Annotated in this window: 20 protein-coding genes, 1 tRNA gene and 2 pseudogenes; 16 read left to right on the top strand and 7 right to left on the bottom strand. The window is 62.5% G+C overall.

Annotated elements, in window-relative coordinates; all coding sequences use genetic code 11:
- Nucleotides 1–20: 20 nt before the first annotated feature.
- The 5 genes and pseudogenes from bamA to rpmE all read left to right on the top strand — a co-directional run bounded on the left by bamA (nt 21) and on the right by rpmE (nt 4,818).
- Nucleotides 21–2,700 (top strand): annotated as a pseudogene (bamA, locus tag G6N82_RS02910) (outer membrane protein assembly factor BamA).
- Nucleotides 2,700–3,389 carry an OmpH family outer membrane protein gene (locus G6N82_RS02905; protein WP_165193557.1) on the top strand — a complete coding sequence of 230 codons (690 nt, stop codon included), beginning with the start codon at nt 2,700–2,702 and terminating at the stop codon, nt 3,387–3,389. The pseudogene bamA and the gene G6N82_RS02905 overlap by 1 nt, the downstream one beginning before the upstream one ends.
- Before the next feature lie 27 nt (nt 3,390–3,416).
- On the top strand, nt 3,417–3,881 hold the full coding sequence (gene fabZ / locus G6N82_RS02900; RefSeq protein ID WP_165193555.1) for a 3-hydroxyacyl-ACP dehydratase FabZ: 465 nt from the start codon (nt 3,417–3,419) through the stop codon (nt 3,879–3,881).
- A 26-nt stretch (nt 3,882–3,907) separates the two neighbouring features.
- Nucleotides 3,908–4,486: a hypothetical protein gene (locus G6N82_RS02895; RefSeq protein WP_165193553.1), complete on the top strand. Its 579-nt coding sequence runs from the start codon at nt 3,908–3,910 to the stop codon at nt 4,484–4,486.
- 107 nt (nt 4,487–4,593) lie between these two features.
- On the top strand, nt 4,594–4,818 hold the full coding sequence (gene rpmE, locus G6N82_RS02890; RefSeq protein WP_165193551.1) for a 50S ribosomal protein L31: 225 nt from the start codon (nt 4,594–4,596) through the stop codon (nt 4,816–4,818).
- Nucleotides 4,819–4,905: 87 nt separating this feature from the next.
- Here rpmE and G6N82_RS02885 read toward each other — a convergent pair whose 3' ends face one another.
- Nucleotides 4,906–5,220, bottom strand: a complete 315-nt coding sequence (locus G6N82_RS02885; RefSeq protein WP_165193549.1) for a TraR/DksA family transcriptional regulator — start codon at nt 5,218–5,220, stop codon at nt 4,906–4,908.
- Nucleotides 5,217–5,855 (bottom strand): 2OG-Fe(II) oxygenase, encoded by a 639-nt coding sequence (locus tag G6N82_RS02880; RefSeq protein WP_165193547.1) that lies wholly within the window; start codon nt 5,853–5,855, stop codon nt 5,217–5,219. Before G6N82_RS02880 ends, G6N82_RS02885 begins: the two co-directional genes overlap by 4 nt.
- Nucleotides 5,856–6,060: 205 nt before the next feature.
- Here G6N82_RS02880 and G6N82_RS02875 point away from each other — a divergent pair.
- From G6N82_RS02875 to G6N82_RS02825, 11 genes and pseudogenes are all read left to right on the top strand, one after another.
- Nucleotides 6,061–6,137: transfer RNA gene (locus tag G6N82_RS02875), tRNA-His, on the top strand.
- Nucleotides 6,138–6,187: 50 nt separating this feature from the next.
- Nucleotides 6,188–7,220, top strand: a pseudogene (locus tag G6N82_RS02870) (Glu/Leu/Phe/Val dehydrogenase dimerization domain-containing protein).
- Nucleotides 7,221–7,303: 83 nt separating this feature from the next.
- Nucleotides 7,304–8,026 carry a heme ABC transporter permease CcmC gene (gene ccmC, locus G6N82_RS02865; protein WP_165193545.1) on the top strand — a complete coding sequence of 241 codons (723 nt, stop codon included), beginning with the start codon at nt 7,304–7,306 and terminating at the stop codon, nt 8,024–8,026.
- Nucleotides 8,023–8,166, top strand: a complete 144-nt coding sequence (locus tag G6N82_RS02860) for a hypothetical protein (RefSeq protein WP_165192546.1) — start codon at nt 8,023–8,025, stop codon at nt 8,164–8,166. Before ccmC ends, G6N82_RS02860 begins: the two co-directional genes overlap by 4 nt.
- Entirely contained in the window at nt 8,163–8,633 is a 471-nt protein-coding gene (ccmE, locus tag G6N82_RS02855) for a cytochrome c maturation protein CcmE (RefSeq protein ID WP_165193543.1), read from the top strand. Before G6N82_RS02860 ends, ccmE begins: the two co-directional genes overlap by 4 nt.
- On the top strand, nt 8,630–10,618 hold the full coding sequence (locus G6N82_RS02850; protein WP_165193541.1) for a heme lyase CcmF/NrfE family subunit: 1,989 nt from the start codon (nt 8,630–8,632) through the stop codon (nt 10,616–10,618). The genes ccmE and G6N82_RS02850 overlap by 4 nt, the downstream gene beginning before the upstream one ends.
- The gene (locus tag G6N82_RS02845) at nt 10,618–11,145 is read left to right on the top strand and encodes a DsbE family thiol:disulfide interchange protein (RefSeq protein WP_165193539.1); all 528 of its coding nucleotides are present in this window, start codon (nt 10,618–10,620) and stop codon (nt 11,143–11,145) included. The genes G6N82_RS02850 and G6N82_RS02845 overlap by 1 nt, the downstream gene beginning before the upstream one ends.
- Nucleotides 11,142–11,585, top strand: a complete 444-nt coding sequence (locus G6N82_RS02840; protein ID WP_165193536.1) for a cytochrome c-type biogenesis protein — start codon at nt 11,142–11,144, stop codon at nt 11,583–11,585. The genes G6N82_RS02845 and G6N82_RS02840 overlap by 4 nt, the downstream gene beginning before the upstream one ends.
- Nucleotides 11,585–12,277, top strand: a complete 693-nt coding sequence (locus tag G6N82_RS02835) for a tetratricopeptide repeat protein (RefSeq protein WP_165197903.1) — start codon at nt 11,585–11,587, stop codon at nt 12,275–12,277. Before G6N82_RS02840 ends, G6N82_RS02835 begins: the two co-directional genes overlap by 1 nt.
- Before the next feature lie 136 nt (nt 12,278–12,413).
- Nucleotides 12,414–14,339: a potassium transporter Kup gene (locus tag G6N82_RS02830; protein ID WP_165193533.1), complete on the top strand. Its 1,926-nt coding sequence runs from the start codon at nt 12,414–12,416 to the stop codon at nt 14,337–14,339.
- 52 nt (nt 14,340–14,391) lie between these two features.
- On the top strand, nt 14,392–14,829 hold the full coding sequence (locus G6N82_RS02825) for a hypothetical protein (protein WP_165193531.1): 438 nt from the start codon (nt 14,392–14,394) through the stop codon (nt 14,827–14,829).
- 92 nt (nt 14,830–14,921) lie between these two features.
- Here the strand turns inward: G6N82_RS02825 and G6N82_RS02820 are convergent, their stop codons facing one another.
- The 5 genes from G6N82_RS02820 to dapF all read right to left on the bottom strand — a co-directional run bounded on the left by G6N82_RS02820 (nt 14,922) and on the right by dapF (nt 19,178).
- Nucleotides 14,922–15,494, bottom strand: coding sequence for a urate hydroxylase PuuD (locus G6N82_RS02820; protein ID WP_165193528.1), 573 nt, complete (start codon nt 15,492–15,494; stop codon nt 14,922–14,924).
- A gap of 102 nt (nt 15,495–15,596) precedes the next feature.
- Complete coding sequence (locus G6N82_RS02815; RefSeq protein ID WP_165193525.1) at nt 15,597–16,244, bottom strand: inner membrane-spanning protein YciB; 648 nt, start codon at nt 16,242–16,244, stop codon at nt 15,597–15,599.
- Complete coding sequence (ftsY, locus tag G6N82_RS02810; RefSeq protein ID WP_165193523.1) at nt 16,244–17,182, bottom strand: signal recognition particle-docking protein FtsY; 939 nt, start codon at nt 17,180–17,182, stop codon at nt 16,244–16,246. The genes G6N82_RS02815 and ftsY overlap by 1 nt, the downstream gene beginning before the upstream one ends.
- Complete coding sequence (locus G6N82_RS02805; RefSeq protein ID WP_165193520.1) at nt 17,179–18,354, bottom strand: MiaB/RimO family radical SAM methylthiotransferase; 1,176 nt, start codon at nt 18,352–18,354, stop codon at nt 17,179–17,181. Before G6N82_RS02805 ends, ftsY begins: the two co-directional genes overlap by 4 nt.
- Nucleotides 18,354–19,178 (bottom strand): diaminopimelate epimerase, encoded by an 825-nt coding sequence (dapF, locus tag G6N82_RS02800; protein ID WP_165193517.1) that lies wholly within the window; start codon nt 19,176–19,178, stop codon nt 18,354–18,356. The genes G6N82_RS02805 and dapF overlap by 1 nt, the downstream gene beginning before the upstream one ends.
- Between the last annotated feature and the right edge of the window lie 50 nt (nt 19,179–19,228).

The raw sequence follows: 19,228 nt of genomic DNA, 5'->3' as shown, positions 1-19,228 counted from the left end.
CACATATGAGTGGACGTTTGATGGCGGGTTCTGGCGAACCGATCCCCGCTGCGCGGCTGGCGGCCTTGCTGCTTGGCACGACCATGCTGGCCGGGCTTCCGTTGCCGGCACTCGCGCAAGATGCCGGCCAGGCTGGTGCCGAACAGGCCGAGGAATCCGCCCAGCCAGCCGCCAACGACACGATCAAGACGATCACGGTGGTCGGGGCTGAGCGTCTCGAATCGCAGACGATCCTGAGTTATATCCGGCTGCGCCCGGGGCAGCCCTATACGTCGGTAGCGGCGGACGCAGCCCTGAAGGACCTTGGCGCGACCGAGCTGTTCTCGAATTTCTCGATCCGCAATGACGGCGGCAATGTGGTGATCAACGTCACCGAAAACCCGGTGATCAACCGCATCATCCTGGAAGGCAACAAGCGGATCAAGAACGACAAGATCCTGCCGGAAATCAAGCTGGCGGCGAGGCAGATCTTCACCCGTTCCAAGGTTCGCGCCGATGTGGCGCGCATCATCGAACTCTACAAGCGGCAAGGGCGCTTCGCAGCTACTGTCGAGCCCAAGATGGTTCAGCTGCCGCAGAACCGCGTCGATATCGTGTTCGAGATCACCGAGGGGCCAAAGTCCAAGGTTCGCCAGATCAACATCATCGGCAACGAGAAATTCTCGGACGGCGAGCTGCGCAGCGAAATGGTGACCAAGCAGTCGCGCTGGCACCGTTTCTTCAGCTCGAACACCAGCTATGACCCCGATCGCCTGGCTTTCGACCAGCAGAAACTGCGCCAATTCTACCTGACTGAAGGCTACGCCGATTTCCGCGTTGTTTCGGCCGTGGCCGAACTGACCCCGGACAAGGAAGACTTCATCATCACCTATGTGGTGGAAGAAGGCGATCGCTACAAATTCGGCGATGTGACGGTCGAGAGCCAGCTGCGCGACTTCGACAGCGAGCGGATGACTGAAAACCTGCCCATGAAGACCGGCGACTGGTATGATGCCAAGGCGGTCGAGGATACGGTCGAGCAGATCACCGAGCTGGCCGGAACCTTTGGCTATGCCTTTGCCGATGTCCAGCCGCGCTTCGACCGCAGCAAGGACGATCTGACCATGAGCGTCAATTTCGTCATCCGCGAGGCACCGCGCGTCTATGTCGAGCGGGTCGATGTCAACGGCAACACGCTGACGCAGGACAAGGTCGTCCGCCGCGAGTTCCGTATTTCGGAAGGCGACGCGTTCAACTCGCTCCAGGTCAAGCGCACCACCGCGCGCATCAACTCGCTGGGCTATTTCCAGGAGAATTTCGAGGTCAACCAGGTCGAAGGCAGCCAGCCTGACCGGATCGTCCTTGAGGCCAATGTCGAAGAACAGCCGACGGGTGAATTGCAGCTTTCGGCCGGTTTTTCGTCGCTGGAACGCTTCATCCTCGCTGCGTCGATCCGTCAGCGGAACTTCCGCGGGCGCGGACAGACAGTCGGCTTTAGCGTCAATTGGTCGCGCTACAGCAGATCGGCCTCGCTCAGCTTTACCGAGCCTTATCTGTTCGATCGCAATATCTCGACCGGCGTCGATATCTTCCGGCAGGACTTCAACAGCTTCAACTTCCGCAGTCAAAGCCGCAATCGTACCTTCGAGCAGTCGACCACCGGCTTTTCGATCCGCGCAGGCGTGCCGATCACCGAGTACGTATCTTTGATCGGAAGCTACACCCTCAAGTATGATGACATTTCGCTCGATCCGGGCATCTATTTCAGCGATCCGGACGGCACCGGCCCGCTTCCGCCTACGTGTGATCCGCTGCGTGCAGGCCGCTATCTGTGCGAAGCGGTTGGCAAGCGCACCAGTTCGATCCTCGGCGCTACTCTGGCGCACAACTCGCTCGACAGCCGGTTGCGGCCGACGCGCGGCAGCAATGTCAGCCTGACGGCGGAAGTGGCCGGGCTGGGCGGCTCGGTGAAATATGTCCGGGTGCGCGGCAAGGCCGCAGAATACTTCCCGGTTGGCGCCGGCTTTATCTTCTCGCTGTCGGCTGAGGGCGGTGCAATCAACGCGATCGGCGGCAGCAACGAGCCCGGGGTTGACGAGGTCTTGCTTACCGATCGCTTCCAACTGGGTGAGCCGCAGATCCGCGGTTTCGACATCCGTGGCGTCGGCCCGCGCGTTGTCCGACTGCCCTATGTCAACGACGACAATAACCTGTTCACACCGAATGTGCCGCTGACGCTGGCAGAAGCGCGTCAACGTAACCGCTTCTCGGACGATGCCATCGGTGGCCGCGCCTATTATCTTGGTCGCGCCGAGCTTGAGATCCCACTTGGCACCGGCGCGCGCGAACTGGGCCTCAGGCCGTCGATCTTCGCCGATGTCGGCGCGCTGTTTGCGGTCACTCAGCCAAATCTGATCGACTTCCTGGGTACCAGATCGACCGATGCCAATGGCAATGTGCAATATGTGACCAGTGCAGGTGTCACGACGACCAGCCCGACTGCGGCCGATGGTTCGCCCAACACGCCGCTTTACATCGAAGGTACCGGTTTCCGGGAATTCTTCCTTGGAGACAGCATTTCGCCGCGTGTTTCGGTTGGCATCGGCGTCAACTGGAATTCGCCCTTTGGTCCCTTCCGGATCGATTTCGCCCGGGTGCTGAAGAAGCAAGAGGGTGACGATTCCGAAATCATTCACGTTCAACGTAGGAACTCAATTCTGATGAAACTCTTCAACTCCGTGCTTGTCGGGGCGAGCCTCGCCATGGCAACCATCGCAGCGGCTCCGGCCTCGGCCCAGGTGCAAGGCAACATTGCCACGGTGAATGCGCCTGCCGCGATCATCAACACCAACGCTTTCACCACCGCGTATCAGCAGATCGGCACTACCTATAAGCCGCAGATCGACACGATCCAGGCGCGGCAGCAGGAAAGCCAGACGCTGCTGCAGCAGCTCGATACCAACAAGGATAACCAGCTCGACGAGGCCGAGCAGCAAGCCGCACAGAATACGCCGCAGGCAACCCGCCTGCAGGCTATCGAGCAGGAAGTTGGCCAGCTGACCAACCAGATCGAGGCAGCGCGCGTCTATGCGATCGAACAGATCCTGGCACAGTATCGCCCTTCGCTTGAGCAGGTGGTGCAGCAGCGCCAGATCCAGCTGGTGCTATCGCCCGAAGCGGTGATCTATGCGCCGCAGGCGGCGAACATCACGCAGCAGGTAACCACCGCGCTTAACGCCAAGGTTCCCTCAGTCCAGATCGTCCCGCCAGCGAACTGGCAGCCGACCCGCAATGCCGTGGCCCTTTACCAGCAGATCCAGCAAACGCTGGCGACCGCTCAGGCGATCCAGGCACAGCAGCAGGCCGCGCAGGCGCAGCAGCAGAACCCGCAGGCGCCAAGCGGGCGCTAAGTAACAGCAGCAGACGGGGGCAGGAGCATGAGCGAAGATAGCGGCGCATTCGCGTACGACATCCACAAGATTCTCAAGGCCCTGCCGCACCGTTACCCGATGTTGCTGGTGGACAAGGTGCGCTCGCTCGAACTGGGCGAGCGCATCCACGCCGTGAAGGCGGTTTCGTTTAACGAGGACTTCTTCCAGGGACATTTCCCCGGCGCCCCGATCATGCCCGGCGTGCTCCAGATCGAGGCGCTGGCGCAGGCAGCGGGCATCCTGGGGATTGAGACGATGGAGCTGGCCGGCACCGGCAAGCTGGTGATCTTCATGGGGATCGAGAACGCCAAGTTCCGCGCTCCGGTGACGCCCGGTTGCCTGCTCGACCTGCATGTCGAGTTCACTCAGAAGCGCAGCCGGGTCTACAAGTTCAAAGGCGTCGCCAGTGTCGAGGGCAAGACCACATGCGAGGTCGAATTCACCGCGATGATGACTGACCCTCCAGCCTGACCGGTAATTGCGGGAAAATCTTTGAAATGAATGGGTTGCGTTTCTTTGGGGCGATTGCCCTGTCGCTTGGCTTGGCCGTGCCGGTGAAGGCACAGGACGCTGTGCCGGACAATACTGAGATGGCCGCGATGTTCGAGGCCGATCAATCCCAGCGGTCGGAAGATATCGAGGATCACGAAGCTGCTGCCAGAGCAGACGCGGCCCGGCGGCAACGCACGCGCGAGCTGCTGGAGGCTGGCGAGTTGAAGACCGGCGCGGACTATTTCGGGGCGGCTTTCATCTTTCAGCACGGCGGTGAACCACGCGACTACCTGTTGGCGCACGCCATGGCGGTGCGTTCACTGGGCCTCGGTTACAAGGATGCCGAATGGATTGCGGCGGCCACGCTTGACCGCTACCTGCAAAGCGTCGGCCAGCCGCAGATCTACGGCACGCAATATCGTTTCCCCAACGAAGGCGGCGTGACGATGGAACCGTATGATCGGGCAATTCTGGTTGATAGCCTCCGAAAGGTTACCGGCGCGGGAGACCTGGCCTCGCAGGAACGCAAGCTTGAAGAATATGCGCGGCTGGTATCCGGGGGCGATGGTCAAGCCAGCGAATGACCGCGTGAGAGTTGTTGCAATGCCCCGCATTTGCCGCTAGGGGCCCGCCTTTCCGAGATGACAGCACCGCCGGTCGGAACCGGCGCAAGCTACAAAGGATATTTGACATGAAGGCCGAAGGGCACCCCGACTATCACATGATCACGGTCAAGATGACCGATGGCACCGAATTCCAGACCCGTTCGACCTGGGGCAGCGAAGGCGACACGCTCGCACTCGAAATCGACCCCACCAGCCACCCGGCATGGACCGGCGGCAAGCAGCAGATCCAGGAAGGTGGCCGCGTCGCAGCCTTCAACAAGCGTTTCGGCGGGCTCAGCCTCAAGAAGTAAGCGCTTTGACGAGCTAAGCAGCCTTCGGGCTGCGAAGGGAAGGAGCGGTCCGACGGGGCCGCCTTTTTCGTTTTCAGTGGGCCATTCTCATGCACATTTGATGCAACGCGTCGCGATCGGGCGCGCCTTGAGCCGTTCCACCGAAATCGGTTCGCCGCAAATCGCGCAGGTGCCATAGGTGCCGTTGTCGATCCGCAGCAGCGCCAAGCGGATTTGCTGGATTTCGGCGCGCAGCACGTCATCGACCCCCTCCAGCGCCTCGTCATCGGCAAGATCAACTGCCTGCTCTTCCCAATCTGCATCGAGCGGGTGGCGCAAATCGTCTTCGATCACTTCTGCCCGCTCGAGCAAATCCTTAAGGCGAGCATTCAACTGTTCGGCCATTTCGCTGTATTCGGTCATTCCCATCCCCATTCCTTTTCGCGATACCACTTGGTTATCACATATTTCAGACCCTTGCGCACTTTCATCCCGTGGTGGAGCGTATTCGGGTTGACACTCCCGTCCGGGCGGCGGTTGTTCCAGCACAGCAGCTTGCCGACTTCGGGCTGGAAGGTCTTGCCGATCACCTTGAACCTTGTGGCACCACCAACCTCGACATCATTGAGATAGATCATGAAAGTCCAGGTTCTCTGGCCAGATACCGCACAAAACTTGGCAAAATCGGCGCCGTCCGGCGCGAAATAGTCGGTATGCGGCTTGAATTCCTGCCCCACGGCATAGCGCTGGCCCTGGATTGGTTCACCGAATGCCGAATCGATTCCCGACAGTTCCGCCAGCATCGCTTCCAGCCGGGCAACGGCAGGGTTGGCGGCATCAAGATCGCAGGTTTCGCTGGTGCGGAAATACCGGTCGCCATTGGCGTCGGCGATAGTGCTGGGGCGGCGCCCCTTTTCAATCAGTGCGATCAATTGCTCGCACAGTTCGGTTGGCAAGAAATCACGGAACTGGAACAGTTCCAGCCTGGGGCTTGGCACGCGCTGCATCCCGCTGCGCGCCAGCAAATGTTCCGCCGAAGATTCGCGCGATCCCGCCATCGCGGCGAGGATAAGCGGCAAGGCACCCTTCGCAAAGCGCGAAATAATCTTGCGCGTTTGGCTTGCGGGTGAAGTTTTCGCTTCCAAATTGAGCCCGGCTATGCAACAGGCTCGCGCCCGTTACCGCTGGCCTTGACCGCGCGGAAACAGGGCCTATCAGCCCCGCTTGCGCGGCTCGACTTGCAAATGCGGGAAGGGGCATGTGGCGATCGTAGCTCAGTTGGTTAGAGCGCCGGTTTGTGGTACCGGAGGTCGGGGGTTCGAGACCCCTCGATCGCCCCATTTTCCCCTTTTGTGCAGCATTGGCTGGCCGCCCAAGCAAGGATGGGCACATGACCGCTTTCTGGAACGAACCCGATTTTGACGACCACGAACAGGTCGTGTTTTTCCGTGACGCGGCATCGGGGCTCTCCGCAGTCATTGCGATCCATTCGACCCATCTGGGGCCGGCGGCAGGCGGCACGCGCTTCTGGCATTATGCCGACCCCGCTGCGGGCATGCGTGACGCGCTCCGCCTGAGCCGCGGGATGAGCTACAAGAACGCGATGGCGGGCCTCCCGGCGGGTGGCGGCAAGGCGGTGATCCTGGCTGACGCCAATCGCACCAAGACGCCGGAACTGCTCGCCGCTTTTGCACGCGCGGTCGAGGGACTGGGCGGCAAATATATCACTGCGCAGGACGTGGGCATGAGTGAGGCCGACATGGTCAGCCTGTCGCACCACACCGCGCATGTCGCCGGGCTGCCGGGGCAGGGCGGCGATCCCGGCCCCTACACCGCGCGCGGCGTTTACCTGGGCGTGAAGGCGGCGGCCAAGCGTGCGCTTGGCACGGATGACATGAAGGGCGTGCGCGTTGCCATCCAGGGTGTCGGCAGCGTCGGCGGCGGGCTGGCGCGCTATCTCGCTGCCGATGGCGCGGAACTGGTACTCGCCGATATGGACCCACGATCGCGCGGTCGCATTGGCCGATGAACTGGGCGGTACTGCTGTCGCCAAGGAGGAAATCCTCAGCATGGAAGCTGACATCGTCAGCCCTTGCGCACTGGGGGCAATCCTGACCGAACAATCGATCGCAGCGCTCAAGACCAAGGTGATCGCAGGCGGCGCGAACAACCAGCTCGCCACCGGGACTGAAGGCAAGCTGTTGCAGGACCGCGGCATTCTTTACGCGCCCGACTATGTGATCAATTCAGGCGGGATCATCAATGTGCTGCGCCATATCGACGGCGCGGGCGATGACGAGATCAACGCGCGGATCGACCGCATTCCTGAACGCCTTGAAGCGGTGTGGCAGGAAAGCGAAAATACCGGCGCGACGCCCGACCTTGTGGCTGACCGGATGGCCCAGCGGCTGATCGGGCGTTAAGCGCAATCCACGCTTGAGATTTTTGCAGTCTTGCAGGGAGCGGGGGGCACTGTATTACCCCTAGCGAGAGGACCTGTTCGTTAATGCATGGCTTTGCCAATCCCACGCGTTTCCTGAAGCTTGCCAGCTGGCTGACCCCGCTGTTGCTGGTGTCCGGGCTGGTGCTGGTGGCGGGCAGCCTGTGGTGGGGCCTGTTCAAGGTGCCGCCGGACCGGCTGATGGGCGAGACCGTGCGGATCCTGTTCATCCACGTACCCAGTGCATGGCTGGGCATGGGCGGATGGAGCGCGATTGCGATTTCCAGCCTGGTCTACCTTGTCTGGAAGCATCCGCTGGCGGCAATCGCTGCGCGCGCAGCGGCAGTGCCGGGCATGGTGTTCACCGCAATCTGCCTGGCCACCGGGTCGATCTGGGGCAGGCCCACCTGGGGCACCTGGTGGGAATGGGACGGGCGGCTCACCAGCATGCTGGTGCTGCTGTTCCTCTATTTCGGCTATATCGCGCTTTCCCAGGCGGTTGCGCGTGAAGGCGTGTCGCCTCGTATCGCTGCGATCTTCGGCCTTGTCGGTGCGATCAATATCCCGATCATCAACCGTTCGGTGGTGTGGTGGAATTCGCTGCACCAGCCGGCCAGCATCACCATTGGCAAGAGCGCGATTGATCCGACCTTCCTCACCCCGCTGCTGGTGGCTGTTATCGGCTTTTCGCTGCTGTTCGGCGGCGTAGTGCTGGCGCGGATGCGCGCGCTGCTGGCAGAGGTGCAGGCGGAAGCGCGGCTGCGCCGCATGGCATTGGAGACGGCATGATGCGCGAGGCGCTCGACCAGTGGGACTTCGTGGTTGCTGCCTATGCAGTGGGCATTATCGGCACGCTGGGCATGATGGCCTGGGCGTGGTGGGACATGCGGCGGGCCGAAGCGCGCCGTGAAAAGGTGAAACGCAAATGAGTGCAATCAAGCCGAAGCATCAACGGCTGGTGCTGGTCAGCCTCGCCTTGGTGGCGATCGTTGCCGCAGGACTGCTCGCCGCGTGGGCGCTGCGCAACCAGGCCAATTACTTTTATCTACCTGACCAGATGATGGCGGATCCGCCTGCGGTGGGCCAGGCCGTGCGCCTGGGCGGCATGGTAGCTGAAGGGTCGATCGAGACGCTCCCGGATGGTGTGACGGTGGCCTTCGTCGTGACAGACCAGGCGGATGCCCGCGTGCCGGTGCGTTACAGCGGCATCTTGCCGGACCTGTTCGTCGAGAATTCGGGCGTGGTTGCGGAAGGCAGCCTTGGCCCTGACGGCGTGTTCGTGGCGGATAACCTGCTTGCCAAGCATGACGAGAATTACGTCCCGCGCGAATTGCAGGAGATGAATCAGCATGATGCTGCGAAAATGGCCGAACAGACCACGGTCGGGCTCGAATGAGCGCTGAACTTGGCCTTGCCGCGCTGTGGATGGCAGCAGCGCTGGCGATCCTTCAGCTGTTGGGCGGGGCGATTGCGCAACGTAATCCGGAGGCGCCGCTAGCGGCATTGGTCCGCCCGGCAGCGATGCTGCAAGGCTTCCTGGCGTTGTTCAGCTTCGCGATGCTGCTGTGGGTGTTTGCGATCACCGACCTTTCGGTGAAGCTGGTCGCGACCAATTCGCATTCGATGAAGCCGATGATCTTCAAGCTCGCTGGTGCCTGGGGCAACCATGAAGGCTCGATGCTGCTATGGGTTACAGTGATGGCCTTGGCCGGTGCACTGATCGCCTGGCTGGAACGGCGCATGCCCGAAAAGACGATGCAGGCAACGCTTGCCGCGCAAGGTTTTGTTGCGCTGGGATTTTATGCCTTCCTGCTGCTGAGCTCCAACCCGTTCGAGCGGCTCGACATGCCCGTGCCCGAAGGCAACGGGCTCAATCCGCTGTTGCAGGACATCGGCTTGGCGCTCCACCCGCCCACCCTATACATCGGCTACGTCGGCCTGTCGGTGGCCTTCAGTTTTGCAGTCGGCGCGCTGATCACCCGGCAGGTGAACCCCGAATTCGCCCGGGTTATGCGCCCATGGGTGCTGGGCGCCTGGGTGTTCCTGACTCTGGGCATCGTTGCCGGTAGCTATTGGGCCTATTACGAGCTGGGCTGGGGCGGCTGGTGGTTCTGGGACCCGGTCGAAAACGCGTCGCTCATGCCGTGGCTGGCGGCGACCGCGCTGCTCCATTCGGTCAGCGTGCTGGCCGCGCGCGACGCGCTGCGCGCATGGACCATAATGCTGGGCGTGGTTGCCTTTTCGATGAGCATGCTCGGCACCTTCCTGGTTCGCTCCGGCATTCTCACCAGCGTCCACGCCTTTGCAGTCGATCCGGAACGCGGCACTTTCATCCTCGCGCTGCTGGCGATCTATATCGGCGGGGCCTTGCTGCTATTCGCCTTGCGCGCCAGCTCGGTGTCAGAGGGGCAACGCTTTGCCGCGGTGAGCCGCGAAGGCGCGCTGGTGTTCAACAATGTGATGCTGTCAGCGATCCTCGGCATCGTGCTGCTCGGCACGCTGTACCCGCTGCTGACCGAAGCCTTCGATGTACGCGTGTCGGTTGGCCCGCCATACTTCAACCCCGTGGGCGCGATCTTCACGATCCCGATGCTGCTGGTGATGGCAGTGGGGCCGCTGCTGCGCTGGCGTGAAGACAATGTCGATCGTATCCGCGCGCCGATTGCGATCGTTGTCGCGCTGATCGTGACGACTGCGTTGTTCACGGTTCTCGCCACTACCGATATCGGCATCCTGCCTTTGCTGGGCCTCGCCATCGCTGTGGGGCTGGGCGTCGCCAGCCTGCTGCCGCTGCGTGGCCGCGATCTGCTGCGCACGCCGCTGGCGACCTGGGGCATGGTGCTCGCCCATTTCGGGATTGCCGTGTCGCTGTTGGGAATGGCGAGCGAAAGCGCTTTCACCCAGGAACGGCTGGTGGCGGTCGCACCAGGGGACACAACGGAAATCGGCGGCTTCCGGATCACGCTGGAGAGCGTGGATCCCGTCGCAGGGCCCAACTGGACGGCGATGGAAGCGCGTCTCACTGCGCAGCGCGGTGACGGCAAGTCGCAACTGGTCACGCCGCAAGCGCGCAGCTTCTGGGCGCCCGCGCAGGAAACCACCGAAAGCGCGCTGCTGACCCGCTGGGACGGCCAGCTCTATGCCGTTGTCGGAAACAAGGGGCAGGATGGCCGCTGGCAGCTGCGCCTGTGGTGGAAACCGCTGGTCACGCTGATCTGGTATGGCGGCCTGCTGATCGCGCTCGGTGGCGCGCTGGCGATCGTTGGGCGGCTGACGGTCGATTTGCGCCGCCGCAGTGCGGCCAAGCGTGAGGCTGACGAACGCGAAGAACTGGCGCAAGTGCGTGGCGGTTCAGCGGTTCCGGCGGGGGAAGCTGCGTAATGCGCTGGACTGTGTGGGTGCCGCTGCTGCTGTTCGCCTTTTTCCTGGGGCTGGCCGGCTATCAGCTGTTCCAGCCCAAGGACGAATTCATTCCGTCGACCATGATCGGTCGGCCACTGCCCGAATTCCAGCTGGAGCCGGCGAGCGAGACCCGCCCTGGCGTTTCACTCACCGATTTCAAGGATGGCAAGCCCAGGCTGCTTAATATCTGGGCGAGCTGGTGCCTGCCGTGCAAGGCTGAGGCACCCCATCTGGAGGCGCTCAACAAGGCTGGGGTCGAGATCGTCGGGGTCGCAATCCGCGACAAGCGCGAAGATGTCGACCGGTTCCTGGCGGAGCACGGCAATCCCTATACCCGCATCGGGGTGGACGATATCTCGGCGATCCAGCTCGAAATCGGCTCGTCCGGAGTGCCCGAAACTTTCGTGATCGATGGCAAGGGCATCATCCGCTACCAGCATATCGGCGATGTCCGGGCGGAAAACGTGCCCGAACTGCTCGCGAAGCTAGAGGAGGCCGCGCAATGAAGCACCTGCTCCTCGTGATAGCTGCGATGGTTGCTGTCCCGCTGGCTGCGCAGGACGATCTGCCGCCTGCGCCCTATGCCTACCAGCAGCTCGAAGATCCCGCGCTGGAAGCCAAGGCGGTTGAGCTGATGCACACGCTGCGCTGCCTCAAGTGCCAGAGCCAGTCGATCGCTGACAGCGATGCCGCGATGGCGGGCGACATGCGCCACCAGGTACGAGCGCGCATCGCCGCCGGCGAAGAGCCAGAGGCGATCCGGCAATGGCTGATCGACCGGTATGGCGATTATGTCAGCTATGAGCCGCGCATGACATCCTCGACCTGGCCGCTGTTTGCCATTCCGCTGCTGTTGCTGCTGGTGGCGGGCGGATTGCTGTGGCGGCGCGTGGGGCGCAAGTCCGAAGGCGGGCCGCAGGAAATCCTGACCGAGGACAATCTGTGATGGTGTGGGTGCCGATTCTTGCGCTGGGCCTGTTCGCCATGCTCACCGCCATCCTGGTGCTGCGCCTGCCGCGGCAGGGTTGGATGCTGTTCGGGGCCGTACTGATGTTCGGGCTGGCCGGTTACGGCCTGCATGGCGCGCCAGGACAACCTTCTGCGCCCAAGGCGGCCAAGGACAAGACGGTGCAGTCGGGCGAGGAGCTGGTGGCCGCGCGCCGCGCGCTGTTCGACGATGGCAAACAGCCGCCCGATTACATCGTCCTGTCGGACGGTTTCGCACGAAAGGGCCAGTATGACGATGCGGCTGCGCTGTTGCGTCAGGGTGTCAACCGCAATCCCGGCGATGCCGAAGGCTGGCTGGCGCTGGCCAACGCGCTGGTCGAGCACGCCGAAGGCCAGCTGACGCCGCCCGCGCTCTATGCCTATCAGCGCGCGCAGGATGCTTTCCCGGCGCACCCCGGCGCCGGTTATTTCCTGGGCATGTCCTACCTCCGCAGCGGCGAGCCGGAAGAAGCGCGCAAGGTGTGGGCCGAGCTGCTCGAGCGCTCGCCCGAAGATGCGCCCTGGCGCGAAGATCTGACGTTTCGGATAGCCAGCCTTGACGAACTGATTGCCCAGATGGAGGGGATGCGACAGCTGATGGAGGCGCAGCGCGACGCGCCGCCTGCGCCCATGCCGGAGCGCGGCCCATAAGCCGCCGCTTGCAGCGGCTATACGCCGGTGCTAAGCGCGCCCGCGTTTTGCGGCCCGCAGCAACCAAATGGCCGCAGCTATCGGCGCTGATCTGGCGCACGGGCAGTACCGGGGACAATCGGGAAATCCTTTGAATATGAGCGAAGCATCAACGCCAGCACACCAGCCGCACGGTACGCCGCATAACGCGCATAGCGCGTCGAAGGCGGCGCTGGCTGTCGGTGCGATCGGGATCGTCTTTGGCGATATCGGCACCAGCCCGCTCTACGCCTTCCGCGAAACGTTTCGCGGCGCGCACCATCTGCCGATCGACGATGTGCATGTGCTGGGCGTTGTCAGCCTGATCTTCTGGTCGATGACGCTGGTCGTGGCGATCCAGTATGTCACCATCCTGATGCGTGCGGACAACAACGGGCAGGGTGGCAGCCTTGCCCTGGTTGCGCTCATTTCGCGCAGCATCAGCAAATCGCGCTATGGCTGGGTGGCCGTGCTGCTTGGCGTATTTGCGACCTCGCTGTTCTATGGCGATAGCATGATCACGCCCGCGATCTCGGTGCTGTCTGCGGTCGAGGGCCTGACTGTGGTCGATCACAGGCTGGATCCGCTGGTCATCCCGATCGCGCTCGCCCTTCTGGTGATCCTGTTCATGCTGCAGAAACGCGGCACGGCCAAGGTTGGCGCGCTCTTTGCCCCGGTGATGATCGTCTATTTCACGGTGATTGCCGGCATGGGCATCTGGCAGATCGTCCAGACGCCGGAAATCCTCTGGGCGCTCAACCCCTGGTACGCGATCAATTTCTTCATTCTTGACGGCTGGTTCGCCTTCCTTGCGCTCGGCTCCGTCGTGCTGGCAGTGACCGGGGCAGAGGCGCTCTATTCGGACATGGGTCATTTCGGGCGCGGGCCGATGCGCCTATCATGGTTCGGCTTCGTCATGCCCTGTCTTCTGCTCAACTATTTCGGGCAAGGCGCGATGATCATCGGCTTGCCGGAAGAGATCGCGGAACAGGCCATAACCAGCCCGTTCTTCTTCCTTGCGGCGGAAGAATGGCGCTTGCCGCTGGTGTTCCTGGCCACTGCTGCAACATTCATCGCCAGCCAGGCGGTAATTTCGGGTGCGTTCTCGATCACCCACCAGGCGATCCAGATGGGCTTCATGCCGCGCTTGTCGATCCGCCACACCAGCGAGACCGAAGGCGGCCAGATCTACATCCCGGTGGTCAACTGGGCGCTGATGGTGGCGGTCATCATCCTGGTGCTGACCTTCCAGAACTCGTCGAACCTCGCCTCGGCCTATGGCATTGCCGTGACCGGCGCGGTCACTATCGACACGCTGCTGATGGCGGTTCTGCTGGTCGGCGTGTGGAAGTGGAAGTGGTGGTATGCCGCTCCGGTCGTACTGCTGTTCCTGATCGTCGATGGCGCCTATTTCGCGGCCAACCTGACCAAGGTGCCCGATGGCGGCTGGTTCCCGCTGGTGGTGGGCCTGTTCGCTTTCACCCTGCTGACAACCTGGGCGCGCGGGCGAAAGCTGATGCGCGACCGGATGAGCGAAGTTGCCCTGCCGATGGAGATTTTCGCGAAGTCGGCTAAGAATTCGGCCCTGCGGGTGCCGGGCACCGCGATCTTCATGGCTTCCAGCACGGCGGGCGTGCCGTCCGCGCTGCTGCACAATATCAAGCACAACAAGGTGCTGCACGAACGTGTGGTGATCCTGACGGTCAATATCGAGGGCGTGCCCTATGTCGATCCGGCGCAGCGCTGCGAATATCATGACCTTGGCGACGGGTTCTATCGCGCCGTCCTGCACTATGGCTTCATGGAGAAGACCGATGTGCCCGAAGGGCTGAAGCAAATGCAGCAATGCGGCGGCGAGTTCGACATGATGCAAACCAGCTTCTTCCTCAGCCGCCAGACGTTGCTGCCCAGCGAGAAGCCGGGCATGCCGATCTGGCGCGAGAAGATCTTTGCGTGGATGCTGCGCAATTCGGCGACCGCGATGGACTTCTTCAAGCTGCCTACGAACCGTGTGGTGGAACTGGGCAGCCAGGTGGAGATTTGAGTTCGGTCACTGAGCCGATTGCGGACGTTTAATCAATTTGCCAATATTGCGCATGTTTAAGCGGTTTGTGATTGCCATCGTTCTGCTAGCTGGGGCCTGTGATCAAACTAGGCCGGTCGAGGCTGAGCAGAGAGCAAATCAACCGAAGCTGTTCGTGGCAGCGAATAGCGTATCGCTAGAGTTCCCTCTTCAATTCGGTGCTCAAGAAGATCCATCTGGTTACATCAAGGTGTCGTCAAAAGGGGGGCGAGAGGAAAGTCCCGAAAAACTGATTTCGGCACTGGTCCTGTGCAGCCCGGAAGTCGCGTGGATCGAGAAAACCAGTCACTCGATCGCTTTCATAATGCCATCTGACGAGAACGTCATTCGGGCCAAGGATGATCGATCGCAACCGACAGACGACGATATCGTTGCCTGCATAAAAGACAGCGCCCAGCAAACTTTCTTCTATCGAAAACTGCCCAAAGGTACTGTTGTGTATCGTAGGTAGCAATTTCTCCTATCCACCCAGTTTCCCATCAAAAAGGGCGCCACGGTTGCCCGCAGCGCCCTTCCCATTTTCCGGCGGATGATCGCGCGGCGTTAGCCCAGATTGGCGCTCACCATCGCATACATCATCGGGATTGACAGCAGTACATTGGTACGGCTGGCGATCAGCGCGCGCGGTGCGGCAGCTGCCTTTTCCTCGGCGCTCGCTTCCACGATGCCGAGGATCTTCTTCTGCGCGGGCCAGATGATGAACCACACGTTGAACGCCATGATCAGCGCCATCCACATGCCGGCCCCGATCAGGTCAACATTGCCCACGCCAGCAAAGGTCAGCGCGTCGATCATGTAGCCGCTGACCATGGAGATCCACAGGCCGGTCACCACCGTCAGCAGCGCTGCCCAGCGGAAGAAGAACAGCACCTTGGGCGCGATATGCTTGGAAATCGCGCCCTTCTGCTCGTCCGGGATCGACGGCATTGTCGGCACCTGGACGAAGTTGAGGTAATAGAGCAGGCCGATCCACAGCACGCCGAAGAACAGGTGCAGCCAGCGCGCGACCGAATTGGAATCGACGGTCGCATAGCCGTTGAAACCGAACATCAGTGCCAGTGCCGCGACCAGGCCGATCGCCAGCACGAGGTGAAGATTTCCGAAGAGTTTTGCCATGATTCTCCCCCCTTTTGAGACCCGTTGCGGGACAGCCAGACCATAGCCGCCCCATTGCGCGCGGACAGTGCTCACAAATGCGAGGCTTGGCAAGCCCCGGCGCTATCCCGCCGGTGGAGGATTGTGCGTCTCTTCGTCCACACCTTCAAGGCTGAGGCCATGTTTCAACAGCATCGGGATCTGGCTGAAGGTGAACAGGAAGCTCAGCGGCAGGAACACCCACAGCTTGGCCCAAAGCCAGCCTTCGAAGCTCATTTGCGCGCGGAGCACTTCGTTAAGCAGTGCCAGCGCCAGGAAGAACAGCCCCCAGTTGCGCGACAGTTTGAGCCAGCCCTGCTGGCTGAGCCCCTCGAATGCGGCCTCGAGCAGGATCTGCAGCAGTGCCCGCCCGCGCCACACACCGATCAGCAGCGCCGCGCCCAGAACGGTGTAGATGATGGTAGGCTTGAGTTGCACGAATGTAGGGTCACCGAAGAAGATTGTAAGGGCGCCGAAGCCCACGATAAGCGCGGTGGAGAACCACAGCATCGGCGACACCTTGCCCAGCCGCCACTTCGACACCGCCAGCGCAATCACCGCCGCGACCATGAAGGCGACCGTGCCCTTTATGACAGCGGCCAGTTCGCCAATCGGCTCGGCCTGTTCCGGCGCAAACCAGCGATAGACGCCGAGGAACACCAGCAATGGCCCGTAATCGACCGCTACATTGAGCCAGCCGGAGCCCTTGGGCTTGGCTTCACCTTCGGACATCAGGCCACTCCTGCAATTACCCGCGCCACCAGATCGGGGTCGAACGGGCGCAAATCATCGATCTTCTCACCCACGCCGATGGCATGGATCGGCAGGCCGTATTGCTCGGCCGCCGCCACCAGCACCCCGCCGCGGGCGGTGCCGTCAAGCTTGGTCATGATCAGGCCGGTTACGCCGGCAACCTCCTTGAATACGTCGATCTGGCTCAGCGCGTTTTGGCCGTTGGTGGCGTCGAGCACCAGCACCACATCATGCGGGGCCTCGGGGTTCAGCCTGCCAAGCACGCGGCGTATCTTGGCGAGCTCGTCCATCAGTTCGCGCTTGTTCTGCAGGCGGCCCGCGGTGTCGACGATCAGCGCGTCGATGCCCTTGTCGGTCGCGGCCTTTACCGCATCGAACACGATGCTGGCGGGATCGCCGCCCTCGGGGCCGGTAACGATCGGCGCGCCGATCCGGTCAGCCCAGGTTTTGAGCTGGCCGATTGCTGCCGCGCGGAAGGTGTCGCCCGCCGCCAGCATCACGCCGTAATCGTCTTCCTGGAAAAGGTGTGCCAGCTTGGCGATCGTGGTGGTCTTGCCGCTGCCATTGACGCCGATCACCAGGATCACCTGCGGGCGGGGAAAGGCGGTGATTTCTAGCGGCTTCGCCACCGGGCGCAGGATTTCCGCGATTTCCGCGGCTACCGCCTCTTTCAGTTCGCGCTCGCTGATCTCCAGCCCGAAGCGCTTTTCCCGCAAACGCTCGCGGATACGCGCTGCAGCGGACGGGCCAAGGTCCGACATGATCAGCGCGTCTTCAACCTCGTCCAGCGTGGCATCGTCGAGCTTGGCCCGGCTTACGACATTGGTGAGGTTCTCGCTCAGCCGTTCGGACGTCTTCCGGAAGCCGCCGAACAGGCGATCGGTCCAGGATCGTTTCGGGCTGTCTGCGTCGCTCATACGAGCAGTCCTTCCTCGATTACTTGGGGCGTGACCGTGATGCACTTGCCCGCGCTTACCCCGGCAGGCACCAATACCCGCGCGAACTGCGGCGCATAGCCGGTGCCGTCGCGTTCGGCGAGGACCGATAGCGGCTTGCCCACCAGACTTTGCAGCCAGCGGGAGCGGGCGCGATTCACGGCCTCGCGTAATTCCGCGGCGCGGCGCTTTATCACCTCGCGCGCGACTTGCGGGATCCGTGCGGCAGGCGTGCCGGGGCGGGGCGAATAGGGGAAGATGTGGCCATGCACGATGTCGAGCTGTTCGATGATTGAGAGATTGGCCTGGTGGTGCTCCTCCGTCTCGGTCGGGAAGCCTGCGATCAAATCGGCGCCTACCGCGATTTCGGGGCGACGCAGCTTCAGGCGCGTCACCAGGTCGATCGCATCGGCCCGCAAGTGGCGCCGCTTCATCCGCTTCAGGATCAGATCATGCCCATGCTGCAGCGACAGGTGCAGATGCGGCATCAATCGCTCTTCACCAGCGAAGAGCTCGAACAGTTCCTCATCGATTTCAATGCCATCGAGCGAGGACATGCGAAGCCGTGCGAGCTGCGGAAAGGCGCCCAGGATTGCGCGGGCCAGGCTGCCCAGGCGCGGTTGATCGGGCAAGTCATGCCCCCAACTCGTCACATCGACGCCGGTGATGACCACTTCTGCGGCGCCTTCGCCCAGATGCTGTTCAACTTCGCCCAACACCTGCGCGATGGTGAGCGAGCGGCTCTTCCCGCGGCCTTGCGGGATCACGCAGAAGGTGCAGGCGTGATCGCAGCCGTTCTGCACCGCGATGAAGGCACGGGTTCGGGAGGGGGCCAACGGGGCAGCCTCGCCCGGCACGTTCCAGGCGCGCGGATCGAGCTTGGCGGCATTGGCTATGAGGCCATCGACCTCGGGCATGGCCGCGAGCTCCTCTCGCTCGATGTCGGCGGCGCAGCCGGTGACCAGCAGCCGCGCATCGGGCCGGGCGCGGCGCGCACGGCGGATTGCCTGGCGGGTCTGGCGGACTGCCTCAGCCGTTACTGCACAACTGTTGACGACGATGAGGTTATCCTCGCCGCTCAGCATGCGGCGCATCCGCTCGCTCTCGGCGATATTGAGCCGGCATCCCAGCGAGATCAGTTCGGCGCCGCTCATCAGGATTTACCGGCGAAATCCGTCCATTCGAAACTGCCGCGAAAGCTTTCCGACGCGGGGCCGGTCATCAGGATCCGGTCTTGCGGGATCCATTCGATCTGCAGCGGGCCGCCGGGCAGTTCGACGGTAACGATGCGCTCTGCCAACCCGCGGCGCATTGCCGCAACGGCAGTGGCGCAGGCCCCGGTGCCGCAGGCGCGCGTCAGCCCGGCACCGCGCTCCCACACTCGCAAGCGAATATGGGCGCGGGTCACCACCGTCGCCACATTCACGTTCACCCGTTCCGGGAACAGCGGATCGTGCTCGATCAGCGGGCCCAGCCGGTCCAGTTCGACTGCGTCGCAATCTTCCACGAAGAACATCACATGAGGATTGCCGACATTGACCGCGGCGGGCGTTTCCAGCTCTTCCCAGCCCACCGGCATGAGCAGCGTATCCATAGGGTAGGCGAGGGGGATGGCATCCCATTCGAAGCGCGGCATGCCCATGTCAACCGTGGCGCCGCCATCGGCGGGCTCCAGCGCGATCACGCCGCCGCCAGTCAGCACGCGCGCCGGCGCACCATGGAGCAGCGCAACCGCACGGCTGGCATTGCCGCAGGATTCCACTTCGCCGCCGTCCGAATTGAAAATGCGCATCCGGAAATCGGCATCGCTTTCGGGCGTGGTTTCCAGCACGATCAGCTGGTCGCATCCGATTCCCTCGCGGCGATCGGCGATGGCGGCGGCCACGCCGGACGTCAGCACAGGCAATGGAGCTTCGCGCCCGTCAAGGATCACGAAATCATTGCCCAGGCCGTGCATCTTGGTGAAGGGGACACGCATAGCGCAGCGCACTATGCGGGAGCGGGCGCGGCGTCCAGTGTTTCGAGAGC

Origin of the sequence: Altererythrobacter sp. BO-6 (genome assembly GCF_011047315.1) — a bacterium.
In the GTDB taxonomy this organism is placed as follows: Bacteria; Pseudomonadota; Alphaproteobacteria; order Sphingomonadales; family Sphingomonadaceae; genus Erythrobacter.
The sequence above is the reverse complement of the archived record's forward strand: the minus strand, read 5'-3'. Positions and strand labels throughout refer to the sequence as shown.